19 protein-coding genes are annotated in these 25080 nt (G+C 62.1%); 8 read left to right on the top strand and 11 right to left on the bottom strand.

Translation table 11 applies throughout. The features are described 5' to 3' along the window. Nucleotides 1-91: 91 nt before the first annotated feature. Together HU762_RS23050 and HU762_RS23045 are read left to right on the top strand one after the other, a co-directional pair. Nucleotides 92-643 (top strand): NUDIX hydrolase, encoded by a 552-nt coding sequence (locus HU762_RS23050; RefSeq protein WP_186640911.1) that lies wholly within the window; start codon nt 92-94, stop codon nt 641-643. A 42-nt stretch (nt 644-685) separates the two neighbouring features. Then, complete coding sequence (locus tag HU762_RS23045) at nt 686-1192, top strand: L,D-transpeptidase family protein (RefSeq protein WP_072409000.1); 507 nt, start codon at nt 686-688, stop codon at nt 1190-1192. Nucleotides 1193-1367: 175 nt separating this feature from the next. On the opposite strand, the gene HU762_RS23040 is transcribed toward HU762_RS23045, so the two are convergent. Then, nucleotides 1368-1721, bottom strand: a complete 354-nt coding sequence (locus tag HU762_RS23040; protein ID WP_186640909.1) for a DUF6124 family protein — start codon at nt 1719-1721, stop codon at nt 1368-1370. A gap of 1269 nt (nt 1722-2990) precedes the next feature. On the opposite strand from HU762_RS23040, the gene HU762_RS23035 reads away from it, so the two are divergent. From HU762_RS23035 to nagE, 5 genes are read left to right on the top strand one after another with little or no spacing between them, the layout of a single operon-like run. Then, complete coding sequence (locus HU762_RS23035) at nt 2991-3722, top strand: GntR family transcriptional regulator (protein ID WP_186640907.1); 732 nt, start codon at nt 2991-2993, stop codon at nt 3720-3722. A gap of 17 nt (nt 3723-3739) precedes the next feature. Beyond that, the gene (nagA, locus tag HU762_RS23030) at nt 3740-4846 is read left to right on the top strand and encodes an N-acetylglucosamine-6-phosphate deacetylase (protein WP_186640905.1); all 1107 of its coding nucleotides are present in this window, start codon (nt 3740-3742) and stop codon (nt 4844-4846) included. Further along, entirely contained in the window at nt 4827-5849 is a 1023-nt protein-coding gene (locus HU762_RS23025) for an SIS domain-containing protein (protein WP_186640903.1), read from the top strand. Before nagA ends, HU762_RS23025 begins: the two co-directional genes overlap by 20 nt. 54 nt (nt 5850-5903) lie before the next feature. Continuing rightward, the gene (gene ptsP / locus HU762_RS23020) at nt 5904-8417 is read left to right on the top strand and encodes a phosphoenolpyruvate--protein phosphotransferase (RefSeq protein WP_186640901.1); all 2514 of its coding nucleotides are present in this window, start codon (nt 5904-5906) and stop codon (nt 8415-8417) included. 33 nt (nt 8418-8450) lie between these two features. Beyond that, nucleotides 8451-10175 (top strand): N-acetylglucosamine-specific PTS transporter subunit IIBC, encoded by a 1725-nt coding sequence (gene nagE / locus HU762_RS23015; protein WP_186640899.1) that lies wholly within the window; start codon nt 8451-8453, stop codon nt 10173-10175. 104 nt (nt 10176-10279) lie between these two features. Here nagE and HU762_RS23010 read toward each other — a convergent pair whose 3' ends face one another. Both HU762_RS23010 and purL read right to left on the bottom strand, forming a co-directional pair. Further along, nucleotides 10280-10591: an NGG1p interacting factor NIF3 gene (locus tag HU762_RS23010; RefSeq protein WP_186640897.1), complete on the bottom strand. Its 312-nt coding sequence runs from the start codon at nt 10589-10591 to the stop codon at nt 10280-10282. A 4-nt stretch (nt 10592-10595) separates the two neighbouring features. Beyond that, complete coding sequence (gene purL / locus HU762_RS23005; protein WP_186640895.1) at nt 10596-14492, bottom strand: phosphoribosylformylglycinamidine synthase; 3897 nt, start codon at nt 14490-14492, stop codon at nt 10596-10598. Nucleotides 14493-14779: 287 nt separating this feature from the next. Between purL and mltF the strand changes: the two genes are divergently transcribed. Continuing rightward, entirely contained in the window at nt 14780-16240 is a 1461-nt protein-coding gene (gene mltF, locus HU762_RS23000; RefSeq protein ID WP_186640893.1) for a membrane-bound lytic murein transglycosylase MltF, read from the top strand. Between the two features lie 216 nt (nt 16241-16456). Here mltF and pdxJ read toward each other — a convergent pair whose 3' ends face one another. The 8 genes from pdxJ to lptF all read right to left on the bottom strand — a co-directional run bounded on the left by pdxJ (nt 16457) and on the right by lptF (nt 24834). After that, nucleotides 16457-17200, bottom strand: coding sequence for a pyridoxine 5'-phosphate synthase (pdxJ, locus tag HU762_RS22995; protein WP_186640891.1), 744 nt, complete (start codon nt 17198-17200; stop codon nt 16457-16459). A 50-nt stretch (nt 17201-17250) separates the two neighbouring features. Beyond that, nucleotides 17251-17940 (bottom strand): DNA repair protein RecO, encoded by a 690-nt coding sequence (recO, locus tag HU762_RS22990; RefSeq protein WP_186640889.1) that lies wholly within the window; start codon nt 17938-17940, stop codon nt 17251-17253. 102 nt (nt 17941-18042) lie between these two features. Then, nucleotides 18043-18945 (bottom strand): GTPase Era, encoded by a 903-nt coding sequence (gene era / locus HU762_RS22985; protein ID WP_063324534.1) that lies wholly within the window; start codon nt 18943-18945, stop codon nt 18043-18045. Continuing rightward, nucleotides 18938-19627, bottom strand: coding sequence for a ribonuclease III (gene rnc, locus HU762_RS22980; protein ID WP_186610935.1), 690 nt, complete (start codon nt 19625-19627; stop codon nt 18938-18940). Before rnc ends, era begins: the two co-directional genes overlap by 8 nt. Before the next feature lie 183 nt (nt 19628-19810). Next, a complete protein-coding gene (gene lepB / locus HU762_RS22975) occupies nt 19811-20665 on the bottom strand; it encodes a signal peptidase I (RefSeq protein WP_186610936.1) in 855 nt (284 codons plus the stop codon). 5 nt (nt 20666-20670) lie between these two features. Continuing rightward, complete coding sequence (lepA, locus tag HU762_RS22970) at nt 20671-22470, bottom strand: translation elongation factor 4 (RefSeq protein ID WP_186640887.1); 1800 nt, start codon at nt 22468-22470, stop codon at nt 20671-20673. 188 nt (nt 22471-22658) lie between these two features. Then, nucleotides 22659-23720 (bottom strand): LPS export ABC transporter permease LptG, encoded by a 1062-nt coding sequence (lptG, locus tag HU762_RS22965; protein WP_186640885.1) that lies wholly within the window; start codon nt 23718-23720, stop codon nt 22659-22661. Continuing rightward, complete coding sequence (lptF, locus tag HU762_RS22960; protein ID WP_186640883.1) at nt 23713-24834, bottom strand: LPS export ABC transporter permease LptF; 1122 nt, start codon at nt 24832-24834, stop codon at nt 23713-23715. Before lptF ends, lptG begins: the two co-directional genes overlap by 8 nt. Between the last annotated feature and the right edge of the window lie 246 nt (nt 24835-25080).

Genomic DNA, 25080 nt, shown 5'->3' with positions numbered 1-25080 from the left:
AAGCCCCGAAACGGCGTCATGTCGCGAAACGACAACTTGCCGATACCCGTGCGCACACGCCAAGATAGGCGCAGCCTTCAGGAATCCAAGCATGAAATTCTGCAGCCAGTGCGGTAACCCGGTGACCCAGCGCATACCCGAGGGCGACTCGCGCCTGCGCTTTGTCTGCGACACCTGTCACACCATTCACTACCAGAACCCCAACATCGTGGCCGGTTGCGTACCGACTTGGGGCAGCAAGGTGCTTTTATGTCGACGCGCCATCGAACCGCGACGTGGCTATTGGACCTTACCGGCCGGTTTTATGGAGAACGGCGAAACCGTCGAACAGGCCGCCGTCCGTGAAACCGCCGAGGAGGCCTGTGCCAGGGTCCGAAACTTGAACATCTATACGCTGATCGACGTACCGCACATCAGCCAGGTGCATGTATTCTTCCGCGCCGAACTGGTGGACGTGGATTTCGCCGCCGGGCCCGAGAGCCTGGAAGTGCAATTGTTCGAAGAAGCCGACATTCCGTGGGACGAGCTGGCTTTCCGCACGGTGGGCCGTACCCTAGAATACTTCTACGCTGACCGGCGAGCCGAGGATTACCCGGTGCGATCCGAGTCGATACCGCCGCTTGCTCAGCCTGCCAATACTTGAAAAATCCAATATAGCCGCGACACCTCTAGGGATATCGTTTCAATGCGCTGGTTGCTTGTCCTGTTCTGCCTGTCGTTTACCGCTGTGTCCCAAGCCGCTGCCGTGGGAACCTACAACGGCAAGGTCATCGAAAAAGTCCTGGTGCTCAAGTCCGCCCATCAATTGCAATTGATCAACGACGGCAAGCCCCTCAAGACGTATCGCATCTCCTTGGGCAAGGGCGCCAAGAAAGGCCCCAAGTTGATAGAAGGCGACAAGCGTACCCCCGAGGGGTTTTATTGGATCGACTGGCGCAAGACCAGTGACCGGTTCTATTTGTCGATGCACATCTCCTACCCCAACATCAGCGACGCCGCCCGCGCCCGTCGCGAAGGCGTTGAGCCGGGGGGCATGATCATGATCCACGGCACGCCTGATTCGGAAGAGAACCCAGAGCAGTTGTTTCATACCCTGGACTGGACCGATGGCTGCATCGCCATGCGCAACGTGGACATGCGCGAGGTGTGGAACCTGGTGCCGGATGGGACGATGATCGAAATCCGTCCGTAACTCATGTTTCCATGCGCCGACGGAGCTCTTGTGGCGAGGGGATTTATCCCCGCTGGGCTGCGTGGCAGCCCCAAGGCAGCAAACCCATTCTGCCTGACACACCGCGCTGTCAGGTTTCAGGGGCCGCTTCGCAACCCAGCGGGGATAAATCCCCTCGCCACAGGTTACGTTGGCATCAAGTCCGAAGCTCAACCCGATCCAAGGCCTTGTTCGCCAGCAACGTCCCCAGCTCGATCATCTGCGCTACCGCCGACGCCACATGCCGCCGCGAGCCGTCTAAGTCAAACATGAGGTCGCTAAGCACCGCATTGGCCGAGGCCAGGGTTTCGCTGAGGTTGGCTAGCAGGGCTTCGGTGTCGATGTTGTCCGATACGGTGAACAACTGCACCGAGGGTTGGGGGTCTGGTTCGTCATCGGGCTTGAGGTAGTGGTCCATTGCGCGATCGGCGGCTTCTTTCAGTTTTTCGGGAGCGTAGTCGCCGTAGGGGAAGGTTGAGGCGGGTTTGGGGATGTCAGAATTATTTTTCAATTGAAGCTCCTTAATTTCATGGAGCCCAGGACAAAGCGTCCGGGCCTGTTGCCCCTTGATTTATTCGGACGGTCAAACCCGGTCGCTGAATTGGCAGCGACACCCAAAGGCTAGAGCCCTCGCTTCCTAGGGACAACCTTAAAAACATGTCGGAAACTTCGGGGCGTCTGACAGACCATCCATCTGGTCATGGATGTTTCGCACAAATTTCCGAGTAGTCTTTTTGGGTGGGTTGGATTGGGGGCATATCCGTTGCTGCGGTAACGGCTGCTTATGGTTCCGCTCTTACAGCGGGTCACTTTTGGAAAGAGCGCCAAAAGTAACCAAAAACGCTCTGCCCCACCACTCGGCACCTCGCCTAGGCTCGGTGTGCCCTCACTCCGGCATTGCTCCGTGAGCCCGCCGCGAAGGACCATCCATGGTCCAGCACGGCTATCCCGGCATCCATGCCGGGATGCCCACTGCGCAATACCTGCGTTCGGCCAGCGTGGTTAATGGGGCGCCGAGATCAACGTCCACCACGAGGCGGCCTTATAGCCGACCTGATTTTGGTGGGGACCGTATTTTTCCGGTGGAAGCGTACTTGCTCACGAGATGCCATGACATCCAGCATATCCACCGGCTGACACTCCGCCTTCGCGAGAAGGCTCGCTCCCACAATTGGATCGAAGTACAGGCGCCAAAGACAGGTCGGCTATAAGGCCGCCTCGTGGCGGACGTTGATCTAGGGCGCCCCGTTAACCACGCTGGCTGAACGAAGGCGTTGCGCAGTGGGCACCTCGGCATGGATGCCGAGGTAGCCGCGCTGGGCCATGGATGGCCCTTCGCGGCGGCCCACGGAGCAAGGTCTTCGTTCAGGCATGCCGAGCCTAGGCGAGGCACCGAGTGGTGGGGCAAAAGCGTTTTGGTTACTTTTGCGCTGTTCAAAAGTAACACGCTGTAAGAGCGGAACCATTAGCCGCCGTTACCGCAGCATTGGATATACACGCCCAGCTGAAAACAGCCCATCACCACCGCCATCAGAAAATAAATATCAAAATTCACAACTCACAAGCCGGGCATACCACTGCCCCTCTGAGGCAGCCGCCAGCGCCGTAGTTTCACGCCCCCTTCTGCCCCCACTAATACCACTTTAAGCCAACCTTATCCAAGCACCCCGTAATTCCCCAAAGCCAGCCGAACATCACATTGACATGGTATTCAAGTGGTATTAGCTTCCCACCCACTCACAGAGCGAAAATTCCTACAACAGCATCGGACACAGCTCACATGAACGACATCCTGGCCCTGCGTCCCGACGACACCCAACCCACGCCGCTGTACCTGCAACTGGCCCGCAACCTGGAGGCCGCCATCCACGCCGGCCAATGGAAAGCCGAACAGGCAATGCCATCCGAACGCAGCTTGAGCGAGCAACTGGGCATCTCCCGAGTCACCGCCCGCAAGGCACTGGAAGTGCTATTCGAACAAGGCCTGATCCGCCGCAACCAGGGCTCGGGCACATTCATTACCCCGCGCCTGGAACAACCGCTCTCGCGCCTCAGCGGATTCAGCGAAATGCTCCGCCTCAAAGGCTTCGTGCCCGGGTCACAGTGGCTAGAGCGAGAGATCACCCCGCCAACCCACGAAGAACTGATCCGCCTGGGCCTGTCGCCCAATGACAAAGTCGCCCGGCTCAAACGGCTGCGCAAAGCCGACGACACGGTCATGGCCATCGAAATGAGCACCCTGCCCGCCTCGATCATTCCCAAGCCGCAGGCGGTGGGCGATTCGCTTTATGAATTTCTCGATTGCATCGGCAAACCGGTCGTGCGCGCGCTGCAACACATCCAGGCGATCAACGCCTCGGACGAGTTCGCGGCCTTGGTGGGCATCGCCCCCGGCACCGCGATGCTGCTGATGACGCGGGTCGGCTACCTGGAAGACAACACGCCCATCGAAGTCACCGACACCTATTGCCGCAACGACTACTACGACTTTGTCGCGGAACTGCGGCGCTAGACGATCAGAGAATCCCCATGTCCGAAGACAACATCCTCACCGCCAACGGCTGGATACGCGGCCGTCTCTTACATGAACACGGCAAGGTCGTGTCCATCGAAGGCCAGCCCTGCGATCCGGCGGACAATGACTTGCCTTATCTGTTGCCCGGTTTCATCGACCTGCATGTGCACGGCGGTGGCGGCAAGGACATCATGGAAGGCGCGCCGGCGTTCGAGACCATCGCTCGCACTCATGTGCGCTTCGGCACCACGTCGCTGCTGGCCACGACCATGACCGCGCCGAGCGAGGAAATCGCCGGCGTGCTCAAGGCCCTCGGCGAGTTTTGTGAACAGCGGCCCAGCGGCAGTGCCCGTGTCCTGGGCGTGCACTTGGAAGGCCCCTACATCAACCCCGGCAAACTCGGCGCTCAACCGAATTTCGCCCACACGGCATTGATGGCCGAGGTGGAAGCGTACCTGGCCCTGGCACCGATCCGGGTGATCACCATCGCGCCGGAAATCGCCGGCCACGACGCATTGATTCGCGCACTCAGTTCCCGCGGGGTGCGCATGCAGATCGGTCATACGCTGGGCAGCTATGAGGAAGGCGTCGCGGCGCTGGCGGCCGGGGCCAGCAGCTTTACCCATTTGTACAACGCCATGAGCCCGTTGCATCACCGCGAGCCAGGCATCGTCGGTGCGGCGCTGGCCCATGCGCAATATGCCGAGTTGATCCCGGACCTGTTGCACGTGCACCCCGGCGCTATCCGCGTGGCGTTGCGCTCGATCCCGTGCCTGTATTGCGTCACCGATTCCACCGCCGCCGCCGGCATGCCCGACGGCGAATACAAGTTGGGCAGCCACACCGTGACCAAATGCCTGGGCGGCGTGCGCCTGGCCGACGGCACCCTGGCCGGCAGCACGCTGACGATGGATCAGGCCCTGCGCAACCTGGTGAAGATTGGCTTGCCCCTTGCCGAAGCCTCGCAGCGCTTGTCGCAATTCCCCGCCGACTACCTCGGCCTGCCTGAACGCGGACGCCTGCATCCTGCTGCCTGGGCCGATTGCGTACGCCTGGACCGTTCCCTGAACTTGACCGACGTGATGGTCGAAGGAGAAGCCATTGTCTTCAAAAATGCTTGAAGAGGCCCTGGCCTCGTCCGAGGCCGTCGAACGCCAATTGCGACAATTGGACCCCGCCCTGCAGGAGATTGCCGGACGCTTGCGCCGCCAACCGCCGCAAGTGGCGATGACCGTGGCCCGCGGCAGCTCCGATCATGCGGCCAGCTACTTCGCCTACCTGACCATGCAACAACTGGGTTTACCGGTGGCCTCGCTGCCGATGTCGGTGGTGACGATGCAGCAGGCGCCACTGAAGGTCAGCGGCCAGGTGGCGTTCGCGTTCTCCCAATCGGGGCAAAGCCCAGACCTGGTGAACAGCCTGCGCCTGTTGCGTAAGCGCGGCGCGTTGAGCGTGGCGATGGTCAACGCAGAAGATTCTCCGCTGGAGGCGGCTTGTGAATTCAGCGTGCCCTTGTGCGCCGGCATCGAAAGCAGTGTCGCCGCCACCAAAAGTTTCATCGCCACCCTCAGCGCCAGCGCGCGCCTGGTCGCCCACTGGAAAGACGACGCCGAGTTGCTCGAAGCCGGCGCCGCGCTGCCCGAAGGCCTGCGCGATGCCGCGAGCCAGGATTGGAGCGCCGCCGTCGAGACGCTGCGTGACAGTCAGCGCTTGATGGTGATCGGCCGTGGCGCCGGGTTCGCCATCGCCCAGGAAGCGGCGCTCAAATTCAAGGAAACCTCGGCGATCCAGGCCGAAGCCTTCAGCAGCGCCGAGGTCCGCCACGGGCCGATGGCGCTGATCGACGAGCACTATCCGTTACTGGTTTTTGCCCCGCGCGGCGCCGAGCAGGCTGGGGTGTTAAGCCTGGCCGCCGACATGCGCCAGCGCGGCGCCCGGGTGTTGCTGGCCGCGCCGGATGACATCGCCGAGCGCGACCTGACGCTAAGCCGCGCCGAACACCCGGCCCTGGACCCGATCCTGGCGATCCAGAGTTTCTATGGCATGGCCGCCAGGCTGGCCGTGGCTCGCGGCCTGGACCCGGACCGACCGCGCCACTTGAGCAAGGTCACCCGGACCCACTGAACCGCCGGCCCTGTTCCATCGAAGGCCAATGAGATTTCAAGAGAGAGCGAGCCCATGCCCAACAATAATAAAGAGCTGATCCTCAGCGCCCCGCTCAGCGGTCCGGTGCTCACCCTCGCCCATGTCCCGGACGCAGTGTTCGCCAGCGGCGCCATGGGTGACGGAATCGCCATCGATCCATTGAACGACACCCTCTACGCGCCCTGCGACGGCGAGGTGATCCACGTCGCCCGCACTGGCCACGCCGTGACCCTGCGGGCCGACAACGGCGCCGAACTGCTCCTGCACTTGGGGCTGGACACGGTCGAGTTGCAGGGCGACGGCTTTTCCATGCTGGTCAAGGAAGGCGCGCGGGTCAGCAACGGCCAGGCATTGCTGCGTTATGACGTGGACAGCGTGGCACAGCGCTGCAAAAGCCTGGTCAGCCTGCTGATCATCACCAATGGCGAACACTTCCAGGCACGGCCCATCACGCTTAAAGGGGTCAAGGTCGGCGAACCGTTGCTGCACATTGTCGCCAAGAGGCCGGGAGAAATACGCGGCAATGATGCGGATATGGACATTGAAGTGTTCGGCCAGATCCGTATTGCCCACCGTGGCGGCCTGCACGCGCGACCGGCAGCCCTGGTTCGCCAGACTGCGCAAGGCTTCAAGAGCCGCTCGCACCTGCATTTTGGCGGCCGGTCGGCGTCCTGCGACAGCGTCATGGGCTTGATGGGCCTGGCAATCAACGAGCAGGCCCAAGTGCACGTCAGTTGCCGAGGCAGCGACGCCGAAGCGGCGCTGCAAGCCTTGCTCGCAACGTTATCCACAGCCGCGGCCGAAAACGACCATGCCCACGCCCCCCCGGTAAAAGCGCCCAGTCGGGCCGCCGAAGACGGCGTGCTCCAAGGAGTCTGCGCCGCGCCCGGCCTGGTGGCCGGACCGTTGGTTCGGTTGGATGGTTTGCAGTTGCCCGACGATGACGGTGGTCACGACATCGAAGAGCAGCGGCAACGGTTGCGCCAAGCCCTGGAGCACGTCAGTGGCGACATCCGCTTGACATTGGAAAACGCCAAGGCCCGGCGCCACGACAATGAACAGGCGATCTTCAGCGCCCATCTGGCATTGCTGGAAGACCCGGCCTTGCTGGACGCCGCCTACGTGTCCATCGACCAGGGCGACGCCGCCACCCACGCCTGGAGCCGATCCATCGACGCGCAGTGCCAGGTGCTGCGACAACTGGGCAGTCCGCTGCTGGCCGAGCGCGCCAATGATCTACGCGACCTGCGCCAGCGGGTCCTGCGAGCGTTGTTGGGTGAGGCCTGGCAGTTCGAGGTGCCGGCGGGGGCGATTGTCGCCGCGCAGGAGTTGACCCCGTCGGACCTGCTGCAACTCAGCGCCCAAGGCGTGGCCGGTGTGTGCATGGCCGAGGGCGGCGCGACGTCCCATGTGGCAATCCTGGCCCGGGGTAAAGGCGTGCCCTGCCTGGTGGCGTTGGGCGATGCCTTGCTTGCGCAGGCGCCGGGGCAATCCGTGGTGCTGGATGCCGACGGCGGACGCCTCGAACTGGCGCCAACCGCCGAGCGCCTGACGCAGGTTCAGCAAGCACAAGCCCGACGCGCAGCCCTGCGGGCCCAACAACAGTCGCTCGCCCACGCGCCGGCGCGGACCATTGACGGGGTCGGGATTGAAATCGCCGCGAACGTGGCGTCGAGCGCCGAAGCAAGCCAGGCCGTTGCCAACGGCGCCGACGGCGTCGGTTTGTTGCGCACCGAATTTCTTTTCGTTGACCGCCGTACCGCCCCCGATGAACAGGAACAGTGCCAAGCCTATCAGGCGGTGCTCGACGCCATGGGCGAAAAACCGGTGATCATCCGCACCATCGACGTCGGCGGCGACAAGCAATTGGACTACCTGCCGCTGCCGGCCGAAGCCAACCCGGTGCTCGGCCTGCGAGGCATTCGCCTGGCCCAGGTGCGCCCGGAACTGTTGGATCAACAACTGCGCGCCCTGCTTCAAACCCGCCCGCTGCACCGTTGCCGGATCTTGTTGCCGATGGTCACTGAGGTCGACGAGCTGCTGCACATCCGCCAGCGCCTCGATGCGCTGGGCGCCGAACTGGGCCTGAGTGAACGTCCGCAACTGGGGGTGATGATCGAAGTGCCGGCCGCCGCCTTGCTGGCCGAACAACTGGCCGAGCACGCGGACTTCCTGTCCATCGGCACCAATGACCTTTCACAATATACCCTCGCCATGGACCGCGACCATGCAGGTCTCGCCGCCCGGGTCGATGCCTTGCACCCGGCACTGTTGCGGCTGATCGCCCAAACCTGCTCAGGCGCGGCAAAGCATGGGCGTTGGGTCGGCGTGTGCGGCGCCCTGGCTTCGGATCCGCTGGCGACGCCGGTGCTGATCGGGCTGGGCGTACGGGAGCTGTCGGTCAGCCCGCCGCAGGTCGGCGAAATCAAGGAGCGAGTGCGTGACCTCGATGCCGGCCAGTGCCGCCGCGTCAGTACCGATTTGCTCAACCTGGCCAGTGCCGCAGCCGTGCGCCAGGCCTGTCACCAACACTGGCCTTTGGGCTGAGCCACGTCGAAGAACAATAAAAGGAGAGACGCCATGTACCAGCATTTCATTGAAGGGCTGCAACGCCTCGGCCGGGCGCTGATGCTGCCCATCGCGATCCTGCCGATTGCCGGCCTGCTGTTGCGCCTGGGTGACACGGACCTGTTGAACATCGCGATCATCCACGACGCCGGCGAAGCGATTTTTGCCAACCTGCCGATGATCTTCGCCATCGGCATCGCCGTGGGCTTCGCCCGGGACAACAACGGCACGGCCGGGTTGGCCGGGGCCATCGGTTACCTGGTGATGATCGCGACGCTGAAGGTGCTCGACGCGACCATCAACATGGGCATGCTTGCCGGGATCATCAGCGGCCTGTTGGCCGGCGCGCTGTACAACTGCTTCAAGGACATCAAGCTGCCGGAATACCTGGCGTTCTTTGGCGGCCGACGCTTCGTGCCGATTGTCACCGGCTTCAGCGCCGTGGGCCTGGGCCTGGTGTTCGGGCTGGTCTGGCCGCCGATCCAGCACGGCATCAACACCTTTGGCGAGCTGCTGATGGCCAGCGGCAGCTTCGGCGCGTTCGTCTTCGGTGTGTTCAATCGCTTGCTGATCGTCACCGGCTTGCACCACATCCTCAACAACATGGCCTGGTTCATCTTCGGCAGTTTCACCGACCCGCAAACCGGCGCGGTGGTCACTGGAGACTTGACCCGTTATTTCGCCGGCGACCCCAAGGGCGGCCAGTTCATGACCGGCATGTTTCCGGTGATGCTCTTCGGCCTGCCCGCCGCATGCCTGGCGATGTACCGCAACGCCCTGCCCCAGCGGCGCAAAGTCATGGGCGGGATCCTATTGTCGATGGCGCTGACTTCGTTTCTGACCGGCGTCACCGAACCGATTGAATTCGCCTTCATGTTCCTCGCGCCGCTGTTGTACCTGGTGCACGCACTGCTCACCGGGCTGTCGATGGCAGTGACCAATCTGCTGGACATTCACCTGGGCTTCACCTTCTCGGGCGGTTTCATCGACATGGTCCTGGGCTGGGGTAAATCCACCAACGGCTGGTTGGTCGTCCCGGTGGGCCTGGCGTATGCGGCGATTTATTACCTGGTGTTCGATTTCTGCATCCGCCGCTTCGACCTCAAGACCCCAGGACGGGAGGAGGTGCCCGCGGGCGACACGCCGGTCATCGCCGAGAACCAGCGCGCCGCTGCCTATATCCAGGCGCTGGGCGGTGCCGAAAACATGATCACGATTGGCGCCTGCACCACGCGACTGCGGCTGGACATGGTGGACCGCAACAAGGCGTCCGACGCCCAGCTCAAGGCCCTCGGCGCCATGGCCGTGGTTCGCCCTGGCAACGGCGGCAGCTTGCAAGTGGTGGTGGGGCCGATGGCTGACAGCATCGCCGATGAAATTCGCCAGGCGTTGCCCTCTTCCGAACGATTGGCCAGCGCGTCCGTGGCCGCCGTGGCTGCGCCTGTCACACCGACGGCCGTCTCCGAGGCCGAGGCGCAACAGTGGCTCGCGGCCCTGGGCGGTGGCGGTAATGTGTTGCAGCTCGATTGCGTGGCGATGAGCCGTTTGCGGGTGCAACTGGCCGACGGCAAGGGGTTATCGGAAAGCCAGCTCAAGGCGCTTGGCTGTCAGGGGGTTAGCTCGCTAGCGGACGGTGTGTGGCACTTGTTGCTGGGCGAGAAAGCGCCGGGGCTGTTGCGGGCGTTGGAGGCTGTTGCGAATCGGAACGAGGTCAAGGCTGAAGCCTCTGGCGGCTGACACCTCACAATCCCTTGCCCACAAAGGTTTGTGTACACAGAATCGCGGACAATAAAAAACCCGCTGAACCAATCAGCGGGTTTTTTAATACAGCAGCAGGAGGATCAGAAATCCTCCAGCCGCCACACTTCATACGCCGGTGTCTCGTAGGGATGGCTCTGTTTCAGCGCCTCCACCGCTGGGCGGATCAACTCATCGGCCACCACCAGCTCGACCTTCCACTCCTCGACCTGCTCGACCTGCCCCGCCTCGCCAATGAACGGCTGGCTGCCGTCCAACGGGCGAAACTGGCCCAGGCCCAGCACTTGCCAGGCGCAGTGGTCGTAGTCGCCGATTCGCCCGCCACCGGCGGCGAATACGGCGCTTTTGACCTCGTCGACATGGCTGGCCGGGACGAAGAAGCAGAGCTTGTACACCCTCTTAGTTCACCCAGACGCGCGCGTTGCGGAACATGCGCATCCATGGCGCGTCTTCGTTCCAGTCGTCCGAACGCCACGAGTTCTGCACCGCGCGGAACACCCGCTCCGGGTGCGGCATCATGATCGTGACGCGGCCGTCGCGGCTGGTCAGGCCGGTGATCCCGCGCGGCGAGCCGTTCGGGTTGGCCGGGTAGGTTTCGGTGACCTTGCCGTGGTTGTCGACAAAACGCAGCGACACGCAACCGGACAGGTCGGCTTCGAGCAAGGCTTCTTCGCTCTCGAATTCCGCATGGCCTTCGCCGTGGGCGATGGCGATCGGCATGCGCGAACCGGCCATGCCCTGCAAGAAGATCGAGTTCGACTCTTGCACCTGGACCATCGCCACACGCGCCTCGAACTGCTCGGAACGGTTACGCACGAAGTGCGGCCAGAACTCGCTGCCCGGAATCAGCTCGTGCAGGTTGGACATCATCTGGCAACCGTTGCACACGCCGAGGGTGAAGCTGTCGGTGCGCTCGAAGAAGCCTTGGAATGCATCGCGGGCGCGGCTGTTGAACAGCGCCGACTTGGCCCAGCCTTCACCGGCACCCAGCACGTCGCCGTAGGAGAAACCGCCGCACGCGACCATGCCCTTGAAGTCGTTCAGGTCGACACGACCGGCGAGGATGTCGCTCATGTGCACGTCGATCGCGTTGAAACCGGCGCGGTCGAACGCGGCCGCCATCTCCACCTGGCCGTTGACGCCCTGCTCACGCAGGACCGCGACTTGTGGGCGAATGCCTTTCTTGATGTAGGGCGCGGCGACGTTTTCGTTGACGTCGTAGCTTAGCTTGGCGCTCAAGCCCGGATTGTCTTCTTCCAGCAGCGCGTCGAATTCCTGTTCGGCGCAATCGGCGTTGTCGCGCAGGCGCTGGATCTGGTAGCTGGTCTCGGCCCACTGGCGCTGCAACACGCGACGCTGGCCTTCAAAGACCGTGTCGCCGTTGAAGGTGATGTTGATGTGGGCGTTGTTGATCGGCTGGCCAATCACCGAGACGCACTCAGCCAGGCCGGCGGCGCTGAACTGGGCGAGGATGTCCGGGGTGGCGTCCTGGCGAACCTGGATCACCGCACCCAACTCTTCATTGAACAGGATCGCCGGGATCTCGGCGGCGGATTCGGCGACGCTGTCCAGGGTCAGATTCAAGCCACAGTGACCGGCGAAGGCCATTTCCACCACGGTGGTCAGCAAACCGCCGTCGGAACGGTCGTGGTAGGCCAGCAAGTGACCGTCGGCGTTGAGGCCCTGGATCACCGCGAAAAAGGCTTTCAGGTCTTCGGCATCATCGACGTCCGGCGCTTGCGAGCCGAGCTTGCCATGCACCTGGGCCAGGATCGAGGCGCCCATGCGGTTCTGGCCACGGCCCAGGTCGATCAGGATCAGGTCGGTGGTGCCCTTGTCCATGCGCAGTTGCGGGGTCAGGGTCTGGCGGATATCGGTGACGGGAGCGAAACCGGTCACGATCAGCGACAGCGGCGAGGTCACGCTCTTGTCCACGCCTTCGTCGTTCCAGCGCGTGGCCATGGACATGGAGTCCTTGCCCACCGGAATGGTGATGCCCAGCTCGGGGCACAGTTCCATGCCGACCGCCTTGACGGTGTCGTACAGGCGGGCGTCTTCACCCGGATGACCGGCGGCGGACATCCAGTTGGCCGACAGCTTGATATCGGAAATCTTGCCGATGCGCGAGGCCGCGATGTTGGTCAGGGTTTCGCCGATCGCCATGCGGCCCGACGCCGGGGCGTCCAGCAGCGCCAGCGGCGTGCGCTCGCCCATGGCCATGGCTTCGCCGGTATAGACGTCGAAGCTGGTGGCGGTCACGGCCACGTCGGCCACCGGCACTTGCCATGGACCGACCATCTGGTCGCGGGCCACAAGGCCGGTGATGGTGCGGTCGCCGATGGTGATCAGGAAGCTCTTGCTCGCCACGGCCGGGTGATGCAGCACGCGCTCGATGGAGTCGGCGATGTCGAGGGTCGACGGATCGAAATCGTCACCCAGCTCGGCTTCGCGAACGGCCGAACGGTGCATGCGCGGAGCCTTGCCCAGCAGCACTTCCAGCGGCATGTCCACCGGGCTGTTGCCGAAGTGGCTGTCGGTCACGGTCAGTTGCGGCTCGGCGGTGGCTTCACCCACCACGGCGAACGGGCAACGCTCGCGCTCGCAAATGGCCTGGAAACGTTCGAAGTCGGCCGGGCCGACCGCCAGGACGTAGCGCTCCTGGGATTCGTTGCTCCAGATTTCGTGCGGGGCCATGCCCGGCTCGTCGTTCGGAATGTTGCGCAGTTCGAAGCGGCCACCGCGGCCACCGTCGTTGACCAGTTCCGGGAACGCGTTGGACAGGCCGCCCGCGCCGACGTCGTGGATGAAGCTGATGGGGTTGTGCTCACCCAACTGCCAGCAACGGTCGATGACTTCCTGGCAACGGCGTTCCATTTCCGGGTTTTCCCGCTGGACCGAAGCGAAGTCCAGGTCGGCCGAGCTGGTGCCGGTGGCCATGGAGGACGCCGCGCCGCCACCCAGGCCGATCAACATGGCCGGGCCGCCGAGGACGATCAGCTTGGAGCCGACCAGGATCTCGCCTTTCTGCACATGTTCGGCGCGGATGTTGCCCATGCCGCCAGCGAGCATGATCGGCTTGTGGTAACCACGGACTTCTTCACCACGGGGGGTGGTGATGGACTGTTCGAAGGTACGGAAGTAACCGGTCAGGGCTGGACGGCCGAATTCGTTGTTGAACGCAGCCCCGCCCAGGGGACCTTCGATCATGATGTCGAGGGCGGTGACGATACGCTCAGGCTTGCCGTAGGGCTTTTCCCACGGCTGTTCGAAGCCTGGGATCTGCAGGTTCGACACGGTGAAACCGGTCAGCCCGGCCTTGGGCTTGGCGCCGCGACCGGTGGCACCTTCGTCGCGGATCTCGCCACCGGAACCGGTGGACGCGCCCGGGAACGGGGCGATGGCGGTCGGGTGGTTGTGGGTCTCGACCTTCATCAGGATGTGCACCGGCTCCTGGACCGCACCGTACTGGCGGGTCTCGGGGTTCGGGTAGAAGCGACCGGCAACGTTGCCGACGATGACCGCCGCGTTGTCCTTGTAGGCCGACAGCACACCTTCGTTGTGCATCTGATAGGTGTTCTTGATCATGCCGAACAGGCTTTTTTCCTGCTCCTGGCCGTCAATGTCCCAACTGGCGTTGAAGATCTTGTGGCGGCAGTGCTCGGAGTTGGCTTGGGCGAACATCATCAGTTCGATGTCGTGAGGGTTGCGCTTCAGGCCCAGGAAAGCGTCGACCAGGTAATCGATCTCGTCTTCAGCCAGGGCCAGGCCCAGCTCGGCGTTGGCTTTTTCCAGCGCGGCACGGCCGCCGCCCAGTACGTCGATGGCGGTCAGCGGCTTGGGCTCGGCGTGGCTGAACAGGCCGGCGGCCTGCTCCAGGTTGCCCAGTACGACTTGGGTCATGCGGTCATGCAGGCCATCGGCGATCAGCTGGGCCTCGGCCTCGCTGAACTCACCGGCAACATAAAAGGCAATGCCGCGTTCCAGGCGCTGGATTTTCGCCAGGCCGCAGTTGCGGGCGATGTCGCTGGCCTTGCTCGACCACGGCGAAATGGTGCCGAAACGTGGCAACACCAGGAACAGGCGACCGGTCGGCTCCTGGACGGGAACACTGGGACCGTACTTCAGAAGGCGCGCGAGCACCTGCTGTTCGTCGCCGGTCAAACCGCCGGTGACTTCGGCGAAGTGAGCGAATTCAGCATACAAGCCACTGACAGCCGGTACTTTCTGGCTCAGTTGCTCAAGAAGTTTGCTGTGGCGAAAGGCAGAAAGGGCAGGAGCGCCGCGCAGGATCAACATCTTCGGGACAGCCTCGGGAAGGGGTGTGCTTTGAGGCCGTGCATTCTAGCCTAAACCGCTGGCGACGGCATCCGAAACGGTAGGTGCAATGCCAGCCGAACGTCGGTCGTGGCGCAGACGGCCTGGTCGCGTCGCTGTTGCGATAACGCCATGGAGTTATTTTTTACCGACATAAAACCCGTCGCGCGCCGGCCCGCCTGAGTTGCGGACACGTTTTGCAACCTCTAACAGACTGGCCTTTTACTGTCGATATATGGCGGTCGAGGCCGTTTGCGTATACTGCGCAGATGTTTTCCCCAACGGCTTTGCGTCCGCGGTACGCCAGATGGCTGATCGCAACCGGACTCTTCCTGGTGCTCAGTGGTTGTGTTGAGAAACCCAACACACTGGAGCGCGTAAAGGAGGATGGCGTGCTGCGGGTCGTCACCCGTAACAGTCCCGCCACCTACTTCCAGGATCGCAACGGTGAAACCGGCTTCGAATACGAGCTGGTGAAGCGCTTCGCCGAGGATTTGGGGGTCGAGCTTAAAATCGAGACCGCCGACAACCTCGACGACCTGTTCGGCCAGGTGGGCAAGCCCAACGGCCCGGTGCTGGCCGCCGCGGGCCTGGTCAGCAGCGAACAGCGCAAGAAACAGGTACGGTTTTCCCACCCTTACCTGGAAGTCACCCCCCAGATCATCTACCGCAACGGCCAGTCCCGCCCTACCGACGCGTCGGCCCTGGCCGGCAAGAAGATCATGGTGCTCAAGGGCAGCTCCCACGCCGAACAGCTGGCGCAGTTGAAGCAGCAATATCCGGGTATCGAATACGAAGAGTCCGACGCGGTTGAAGTCGTCGACCTGCTGCGCATGGTCGATGAAGGCCAGATCGACCTGACCCTGGTGGATTCCAACGAAGTGGCGATGAACCAGGTGTACTTCCCCAACGTCCGCGTGGCGTTTGACCTGGGCGATGCCCGCAGCCAAAGCTGGGCGGTGGGCCCGGGCGAAGACAACAGCCTGCTCAACGAAATCAACGCCTACCTGGACAAGGTGCAGAAAAACGGCACGCTGCAGCGCCTCAAGGACCGCTACTACGGCCACGTTGACGTCCTCGGCTACATGGGCGCCACCACGTTCGCCCAGCATCTGCAGCAACGCCTGCCCAAATACGAACAGCACTTCAAGGCCTACGCCAAGAAAGAAAAGGTCGATTGGCGGCTGCTGGCGGCGATCGGCTATCAGGAATCGCTCTGGCAACCGACGGTTACTTCCAAGACCGGCGTGCGCGGCCTGATGATGCTGACCCAGAACACCGCGCAGGCCATGGGCGTGTCCAATCGCCTGGATCCGAAGCAAAGCATCATGGGCGGTGCCAAGTACCTGGCCTATATGAAGGAGCAACTGGACGAGAGCATTGAGGAGCCAGACCGCACCTGGTTCGCCCTTGCCGCCTATAACGTCGGCAGCGGCCACCTGGACGACGCGCGCAAGCTCGCCGCCAAGGAAGGCCTGAACCCGAACAAGTGGCTGGATGTGAAAAAGATCCTGCCGCGCCTGTCCCAGAAACAGTGGTACAGCAAGACCCGCTACGGCTACGCCCGGGGCGGAGAACCTGTGCATTTCGTGGCGAACATCCGCCGCTACTACGACATCCTGACCTGGGTGACCCAGCCGCAGCTTGAAGGCGACCAGGTGGCCGAAGGCAACCTGCACGTGCCGGGCGTGGACAAGAGCAAGCCGAACCAGGAATCCCCGCAGCTATAAGTTGTACACAACTCCTGATGCTGTGATGAACCTGTGGCGAGGGGATTTATCCCCGCTGGGCTGCGCAGCAGCCCTAAAATCTGACGCCTCGGTTTGTCAGGCGGATTGAGTTGACCTGTCTTGGGGCCGCTTCGCGCCCCAGCGGGGATAAATCCCCTCGCCACAATAGAATTTGCAAGCTCAAATGAGCAGCCACATTAGGTTTTGTGGCTGCCGTCAGGACTTGGCGGCGGCCAGGATCAGCGCTTTCATTTCAGACACAGCCGACTTGAACCCGACAAACATCGCATGAGCCACCAAGGCGTGGCCGATGTTCAGCTCGTTGATGCCTTTGATGGCCGCGACGGCTTCGACGTTATGGTAGTGCAGGCCATGGCCGGCATTGACGATCAACCCTTGGGCCAGGCCAAAGGTGACGCCATCGGCGATCCGTTGCAGCTCATCGGCCACGTCCGTCGGCGTTTCGGCATCGGCATAACGACCGGTATGCAACTCGATGGCCGGTGCGCCGACACGCTTGGAGGCCTCGATCTGCCGCTCGTCGGCGTCGATGAACAGCGAGACTTCGGCACCGATCTTCGACAGCCGCTCCACCGCCAGGCTGATCCGCGACTCCTGCCCCGCGACGTCCAGGCCGCCTTCGGTGGTCAGTTCCTGGCGCGTTTCCGGTACCAGGCAGATATGTGCCGGGCGGATGCGCTCGGCGAACGCCATCATCTCTTCGGTCACGCCCATTTCGAAGTTCATGCGGGTTTGCAGCACATCCTTTAGCAGCAGCACGTCGCGCTCCTGGATATGGCGACGGTCTTCGCGCAGATGCACGGTGATGCCGTCGGCACCCGCCTCTTCGGCGTCCAATGCGGCCTTGACCGGATCCGGGTAGCGCGTACCACGGGCCTGGCGCAGGGTGGCGACATGGTCGATGTTCACGCCGAGAAGAATGCGATTGCTGGTGCTCACGAAAAGCGCTCCTGAATGGACAGAGATTCGGCCCACAGCATACGGGTAGATCAGGGCTTGCGAAACAGCTCGCGACTGACCAGCGGCCGACCACCCAAATGAACCGCCAAGGCTTGGCGCATCAAACGCTTTGCCGCCGCCAAAGCACCCGGTGCGGTCCAGTCGGCCTCGGCCATCGCCAGCAACTCAACGCCATTGAACAGGCCGGGCTGCAATTGATAGACCTGCTCCAGGCCCGCGTCCACTTGCAAGCGGTACAGACCGTCCGCGGCGATGGGCTGGCCGTGCAGGTCGGTGTCCAGGGAAAAACCGTAGCCCAGGTCGTCCAGCAGGCGCCACTCGAATGAACGCAGCAGCGGTTCCAGCGGGCGACCCTCGGCCAAGGCTTGCAGCGTGGCGGCGTAGTGGTCGAAAACGGCGGGATGGGGATCTTCGGCCGGCAGCAGGCGAATCAGCAACTCGTTAAGGTACAAGCCACTGAACAGCGCCTCGCCGTTGAGCCAGGCCGCCACGCCATTACTTTCCATGCGCCCGACGTTTTTCAACTCGCCCCGCCCGCGGAATTCGACTTCCAGCGGCACGAACGGCCGCGCCAGCGTCCCGGCCTTGCCCCGCGCCCCACGCAACACCGCCCGCAACCGCCCTTGTGGCGTGAGGAAATCCACCAGGGCGCTGCTTTCGCGGTAGGCGCGCGAGTGCAGGACATAGGCGGATTGGGCGAGGGGTTGGTTGGGGGACATCGGGGGCCTGAATATCAATAAGATATCAATGGATGAACAGATCTTGTGGCGAAGGGAGCTTGCTCCCTCGCCACAAGAGCCCGCTCGCACAGAACCGGTCGGTTAAAGGTCGCCGTAACCCAATGAACGCAGAGCACGCTCGTCATCGGACCAGCCGCCCTTCACCTTGACCCAGAGGTTGAGCATGATCTTGGAGTCGAACAGCAGCTCCATGTCCTTGCGCGCCTCGGTGCCGATGCGCTTGATACGCTCGCCCTTGTCGCCAATGATGATTTTCTTCTGGCCGTCACGTTCGACGAGGATCAAGGCATGAATATGCAAGGTCTTCCCTTGCTGCTTGAATTCTTCAATCTCGACCGTGATCTGGTACGGGAGCTCGGCGCCCATCTGGCGCATGATTTTCTCGCGCACCAGTTCGGCGGCGAGGAAACGGCTGCTGCGGTCGGTGATCTGGTCTTCAGGGAAGAAGTGATCATTTTCCGGCAAGTGTTCGGCAATCACCCGCTCCAGCGCGTCAAGGTTATGGCCGTGCTGGGCGGAAATCGGGATGATCTGGGCGTTTGGCAGCTGCTCTTGCAGCCAGCTCAAGTGCGGCATCAGCTCGGCTTTGTCTTCGATGCGGTCGGTCTTGTTCAGCGCGACGATCAAAGGGCCGGTCACATACTGGACGCGCTCGAGGACCATCTGGTCTTCATCGGTCCACTTGGTCCGGTCGACCACGAAGATCACCACGTCGACGTCTTTCAACGCCGCCGAGGCGGTCTTGTTCATATAACGGTTCAGGGCCTTTTCGCCGCCCTTGTGCATGCCGGGCGTATCGACGTAGATCGCTTGGACGGCGCCCTCGGTCTTTATGCCGAGCATGTTGTGGCGAGTGGTTTGCGGCTTGCGCGAGGTGATCGCCAGTTTCTGGCCGAGGATGTGGTTCAGCAACGTGGACTTGCCCACGTTCGGCCGTCCGACAATGGCAACATAGCCGCAGCGGGTGACGGTTGTATCAGTCATTGCCATTCTCCACGCCCAAGGCGATCAGTGCTGCGGCGGCCGCTACCTGTTCGGCAATACGACGACTCACACCCTGGCCCCGGCTTTTTTCATTCAATAAGACCACTTCGCATTCGACGAAGAAGGTTCGGCAATGCGGCTCACCCTGGATATCCACCACTTCGTAGCGCGGCAGATCGCAGCTGCGCGATTGCAGGAATTCCTGCAAGCGGGTCTTCGGATCCTTGTTGGTGTCCACCAGCGTCAAGCTGTCGATCTCGGAAGTCAGCCAGGCCAGCACACGCTCACGTGCCATTTCCATGCCCGCGTCCAGGTAAATCGCCCCGATCAATGCCTCCAGGGCGTCGGCCAGGATCGACTCGCGACGGAAACCGCCACTTTTCAATTCACCCGAGCCCAAGCGCAAGTATTCGCCCAGGTCGAAACCGCGGGCGAGTACCGCCAGGGTCTCACCTTTCACCAATCGTGCACGCAAACGCGACAACTGGCCTTCGCGAGCCAGGGGAAAGCGCTCGAACAAGGCCTCGCCGGCCACGAAATTGAGAATGGCATCGCCAAGGAATTCCAGGCGTTCATTGTTACGCCCGGCAAAACTGCGGTGAGTGAGGGCCAGGAGCATCAGTTCCTGATCCTTGAAAGTGTAGCCGAGCTGGCGCTCGAGACGGCTTAGAGAAACGCTCACGGTTTACCCACGCTGAGTTCGTGGCTGGATTCCACCGCCACGGCGGCGAGGCGCCGTTGGCTTGGGACAATTAACGCTGTGTTCAAAAATGACGTCCTGACTATCGTTGGCTTCATGCTTCGGGCAACCTTGTGCAGGCTCCAGAAATGCATTCGGCGCTGTGTTCAACAGCGCCGTGTGTGATTACTTGATCAGGCCAACCCGCGAGAAATTCGGCAGGTGACTGAGTTTGGGTTCCGGCCAGCTCATCCAGACCGCAAAGGCCTTGCCGACGATATTGCGGTCGGGGACCATGCCCAGCATGTCCTTGGGAATGTTCGGATCATCCCAATACCGGCTGTCGTTGGAGTTGTCGCGGTTGTCGCCCATCATGAAATAGTGCCCTGCCGGCACGGTCCACGAATGGTCCGGCGTGGCGCGGTAGCGGCTCATTTCCTTGCGGATCAGGTGTTCGGCTTCGCCGAGTTTTTCCTTGTACAGCTCGGCGCTGCCCAGGGTGCCCGGTTCGGAACCGATCAACTGCTCCGCCACCAGCTCGCCGTTGACAAACAGGCGCTTGTCGGCGGTGTAGCGGATCTTGTCGCCCGGCAGGCCGACCACACGCTTGATGTAGTTGACGTTAGGGTCGCTCGGGAAGCGAAACACCATGACATCGCCGCGTTGCGGGTCGCCGATCTCGATGACCTTCTTGTCGATCACCGGCAGCCGGATTCCATAGGAGAACTTGTTCACCAGGATGAAATCACCCACGTCCAGGGTCGGCTTCATCGAACCGGACGGAATCTGGAACGGTTCCACCAGGAACGAGCGCAGCACGAGCACGATGAACAGCACCGGGAAGAACGACTTGCCGTATTCGACCAGCAGCGGTTCCTTGTTGAGCTTTTCGATGACCACGCCATCAGGCTGGCTGACGCTGCCCTGATAAGAGGCAATCGCGGCCCGGCGCCGAGGCGCCAGGAACAACAGATCAAGCAACGCCAACAAGCCGCAGACGAACACGGCGATAACCAGCAACAGCGGGAAATTTAGCGACATAGGACCTAACTATCCAACCTGAGCACCGCAAGGAAGGCTTCCTGTGGAATTTCCACGTTGCCGACCTGCTTCATGCGTTTTTTACCGGCCTTCTGCTTTTCCAACAGCTTGCGCTTACGGCTAACGTCACCGCCGTAGCATTTGGCCAATACGTTCTTTCTGAGCGCCTTGACGGTTGTGCGCGCCACAATCTGCCCGCCAATGGCGGCCTGGATTGCCACGTCGAACATCTGCCGCGGAATCAGTTCCTTCATCTTCTCGGTCAACGCGCGACCTTTGTAGTGCGCGTTGTCACGGTGCACGATCAATGCCAGGGCATCGACTTTCTCGCCGTTGATCAGCACATCCAGCTTCACCAGATTAGCCGATTGGTAGCGATCGAAATGATAGTCCAGCGAAGCATAGCCGCGGCTGGTGGATTTCAGGCGATCGAAGAAGTCCAGCACCACTTCGTTCATCGGCAGGTCGTAGGTCACCTGGACCTGCGTTCCGAGGAACAGCATGTCGTGCTGCACGCCACGCTTTTCAATGCACAGGGTAATGACGTTGCCCAGGTGCTCCTGAGGCACAAGGATGTTGGCGCGCACGATCGGCTCGCGCATATCCTCGATGGCCGACAGGTCCGGCAGCTTGGACGGGTTATCGACGTAGATCGTCTCGCCGCTCTTGAGCAGCAGCTCGAAGATTACCGTTGGCGCCGTGGTGATCAGGTCCAGGTCATACTCGCGCTCCAGGCGCTCCTGGATGATTTCCATGTGCAGCATGCCCAGGAACCCGCAACGGAAACCGAAGCCCAGGGCGTCGGAGCTTTCCGGGGTGTACTGCAGGGACGAGTCGTTCAAGGTCAGCTTTTGCAGGGCTTCGCGGAAATCCTCGAAGTCGTCGGAACTGACCGGAAACAGGCCGGCATAGACCTGCGGCTGGATGCGCTTGAAACCTGGCAGCACATCGACGTCGGGAGTGGAGCTCAAGGTCAGGGTGTCGCCGACCGGCGCCCCATGGATGTCCTTGATGCCGGCAATGATGAAGCCCACTTCACCGGCCTTCAGGTCGACGGTGGCGGAGTGTTTCGGGTTGAAGACACCGACGCTGTCCACCAGGTGGATCTTGCCAGTGGACTTGACCAGGATCTTGTCGCCCTTCTTCACGCGGCCATGGCGCACGCGAACCAGGGAAACCACGCCCAGGTAGTTGTCGAACCAGGAGTCGATGATCAACGCTTGCAGCGGATCTTCGATGTTGCCGGTCGGCGCGGGAATGGTGGCGACCAGGCGCTCGAGCACTTCATCCACGCCCAGGCCGGTCTTGGCGCTGCACGTGACCGCGTCGGTGGCATCGATGCCGATGATTTTTTCGATCTCTTCCTTTACCCGGTCCGGATCGGCCTGGGGCAGGTCGATCTTGTTAAGCACCGGCATGACCTCAAGACCCTGCTCGATGGCCGTGTAGCAGTTGGCAACCGATTGGGCCTCGACGCCCTGGCCGGCATCGACCACGAGCAATGCACCTTCACAGGCCGCCAGCGACCGGCTGACTTCATAGGTGAAGTCGACGTGGCCCGGGGTGTCGATGAAGTTGAGCTGGTAGGTGATGCCGTCTTTGGCCTTGTAATAGAGGGTAACGCTGTGGGCCTTGATGGTGATCCCGCGCTCACGCTCCAGGTCCATGGAATCCAGGACCTGGGCTTCCATTTCACGCTCGGCCAGGCCGCCGCACATCTGGATGAACCGATCAGCCAGCGTCGACTTGCCATGGTCAATGTGGGCGATGATGGAGAAATTGCGGATATGACTCAAATCACTCACGGATCAACACTCAAAAAGGCTGCAGGCATGGCCCGCGGAAAAATAGCCGGGAATTGTACCTGATCCATCGAGCAAGCGTCACGCTCGCCTGTCGATGAGCTTTTGTGGAATAAGAACAAGGGCCGCTTCGCGACCCAGCGGGAGCAAGCTCCCTCGCCACAAAAGCGCCATTGCCACAAGGGCGCCGGTCAACCGGCCCGGCGCAGCAGCCAGAGGCCGGCCAGCGCGCAGACACCGGCCGGCACCAGCACCGCGAACAGCGGCGAGAAACCGAACACCAGGCTCGATGGCCCCAGCAAATCCTGGGCGATGCGGAAGGTGAAGCCCACCAGCACACCGGTGAATACCCGTTGGCCAAGGGTCACCGAACGCAGCGGACCGAAGATGAAGGAAATCGCCATCAGTACCAGGGCGGCAGTCACCAGCGGCTGCAACACCTTGACCCAAAAAGCCAGCCAGTAGCGACCATTGTTCAGGCCCTGGTCCGCCAGATAGTGGATATATCCCCACAATCCGGTAATCGACAAGGAGTCCGGCGCCATCACCACGGTGCTGAGCAATTGCGGGCTCAGGGCCACGTCCCAACGCTCCTCAGGGGCAGTGACCACTTCGGTGCGCTTGTCATGGAACAGGGTGGTGGTGACGTCCGTCAGTTGCCAGTGATCCTCGGTAAATTTTGCGCGCTTGGCGAAGCTGGACGAGAGCATGTGACGCTGGTCATCGAAGCGATATCGCGTCACGCCATACAGCGTTCCGTTGGGCTGGACCGAGTTGATATGGATGAATTCGTCGCCCTGGCGGTGCCAGAGGCCGTGTTTGGCGCTTTGCGCATCACCGCCGCCCTGGGCCAGGGAACGGTTGGCCTGGGCGGTGTTCTCTGTCGCCGGGGCGACGTATTCACCGATCAGCACACCTACCAGCATCAGCACCAGCATCGGCTTCATCACCGCCCAGACGATCCGACCGATGGACACACCAGCGGCGCGCATGATGGTCAGCTCGCTGTTGCTTGCCAAGCTGCCCAGGCCGATCAAGCAGCCGATCAACGCGGCCATCGGCAACATGTCGTACAAGCGGCGCGGCGCGGTCAGCAACACGTAGCTCAGGACATCGAGCAGGGTGTACGTATCGCTGACGTCGCTCATTTCGTCGATGAAGGCAAACAAGGTCGCCAGCCCGAGAATGATCCCCAGGACAGCGAGGATCGCCATGAATACGCTACTGCCGATATAGCGGTCGAGTTTAACCACGGGCCACCTCCAGCGCGCTGCGACGACTGGCCAGTTTCAGGCGCAGCGGCTCCCAGTAGAGCAACCCCAGGCCAATGGCGAGGAAGATCGAATGCACCCACCACAGGCCCAGGGCCGGCGGGATCTTGCCTTTCTCCAGGGCGCTGCGGGCGGAAATCAGGATGGTCAGGTAAGCCATATACAAAAGAATCGCCGGCAGCAGCTTGAGGAAACGGCCCTGGCGCGGATTGACCCGCGACAGCGGGACCGCCATGAGCGTCACGATGAACACCAACAATGGCAACGACAGGCGCCACTGCAGTTCGGTGCGGGCCCGAATGTCATCGTTGCCCAGCAGGCTGGCCGTAGGCATCGCATCACGGTCGGTGACTTCGTCGCTGGCCTCGGGCTTGGGCAGCAGCACGCCATAGGTGTCGTACTTGATGGCGCGGTAGTCGGCCTGCCCCGGCTTGCCGTCATAGCGGTAGCCATTTTCGAGGATCAGGTAGCGGTTGCCGTCAGGGTTGATTTCCTGGCGGCCCTTCTCGGCCACCAGTACGGAGATGCCGCGATCCTTCTTGGTATCCGATGACAGGTTCTTTTGCGTAATGAAGACCCCGCCCAGGTTGACCCGGTCGTCCGAGAGCTGCTCGGTGTAGGTGACACGCGTCCCGTCGCGCAGGGCCTGGAAGCGCCCCGGCACCAGGGTGTCGAATTCGGTCATGGCGTCCTGCTGGTTGATCAGCAACTGGAACTGATTGGCGCCCTGGGGCGAGAGGCTCAGGCTCAGCCAGGCCACCACCAGCGCCACCAGCGTTGCCGGGAACAGGGTGATGCGAAACAGACGCTGCTGGCTCATGCCGGTGGCCGACAGCACGGTCATTTCACTGTCCAGGTACAGGCGACCGTAAGCCAGCAGGATGCCGAGGAACAACCCCAGCGGCAGGATCAATTGCAGAAAGCCCGGCAGGCGGAACCCCATGATCAGGAACAGCGAGCCTGGGTCCAGGGCGCCGGAGGCCGCCTGGGCAAGGTACTTGATGAAACGCCCGCTCATGATGATGACCAGCAGCACGGCGCTCACAGCGCTCAGGGTCAACAGGACTTCGCGGGATAAATAACGGAAGACGATCAAACCAGACACTCCAGGATTGTCAGGCTAAGGCGGCCAAACAAGACACGTATCGAGCCAGCCCATACGAGCGAGCCGCCGAAAAAAGAGCCGCATTATCCTGTGATTGGAGGCGCCTGTCACTGCGAACGCTTTAATGCAGACGCCTCAACGTCAAAAAGTTAACAACGCCGAGGGTTGTCAGGCTCGGGCGCCGGGGTTCAAACTGCGGCCTTTGTCGCCGGCATGCACCGGCGCTTCTTTTATATA

The organism is Pseudomonas sp. SWRI92, assembly GCF_014268685.1.
Taxonomy (GTDB): domain Bacteria; phylum Pseudomonadota; class Gammaproteobacteria; order Pseudomonadales; family Pseudomonadaceae; genus Aquipseudomonas; species Aquipseudomonas marvdashtae.
Note: the sequence above shows the minus strand (reverse complement) of the source record. Positions and strands in the feature narration are given on the sequence as shown.

Excerpts from the sequence above, each read along its gene's own strand:
- HU762_RS23050 (WP_186640911.1), top strand. The coding sequence starts at position 92 with ATGAAATTCTGCAGCCAGTGCGGTAACCCGGTGACCCAGCGCATACCC.
- HU762_RS23045 (WP_072409000.1), top strand. The coding sequence starts at position 686 with ATGCGCTGGTTGCTTGTCCTGTTCTGCCTGTCGTTTACCGCTGTGTCC.
- HU762_RS23035 (WP_186640907.1), top strand. The coding sequence starts at position 2,991 with ATGAACGACATCCTGGCCCTGCGTCCCGACGACACCCAACCCACGCCG.
- nagA (WP_186640905.1), top strand. The coding sequence starts at position 3,740 with ATGTCCGAAGACAACATCCTCACCGCCAACGGCTGGATACGCGGCCGT.
- ptsP (WP_186640901.1), top strand. The coding sequence starts at position 5,904 with ATGCCCAACAATAATAAAGAGCTGATCCTCAGCGCCCCGCTCAGCGGT.
- nagE (WP_186640899.1), top strand. The coding sequence starts at position 8,451 with ATGTACCAGCATTTCATTGAAGGGCTGCAACGCCTCGGCCGGGCGCTG.
- purL (WP_186640895.1), bottom strand. The coding sequence starts at position 14,492 with ATGTTGATCCTGCGCGGCGCTCCTGCCCTTTCTGCCTTTCGCCACAGC.
- mltF (WP_186640893.1), top strand. The coding sequence starts at position 14,780 with ATGTTTTCCCCAACGGCTTTGCGTCCGCGGTACGCCAGATGGCTGATC.
- recO (WP_186640889.1), bottom strand. The coding sequence starts at position 17,940 with ATGTCCCCCAACCAACCCCTCGCCCAATCCGCCTATGTCCTGCACTCG.
- era (WP_063324534.1), bottom strand. The coding sequence starts at position 18,945 with ATGACTGATACAACCGTCACCCGCTGCGGCTATGTTGCCATTGTCGGA.
- lepB (WP_186610936.1), bottom strand. The coding sequence starts at position 20,665 with ATGTCGCTAAATTTCCCGCTGTTGCTGGTTATCGCCGTGTTCGTCTGC.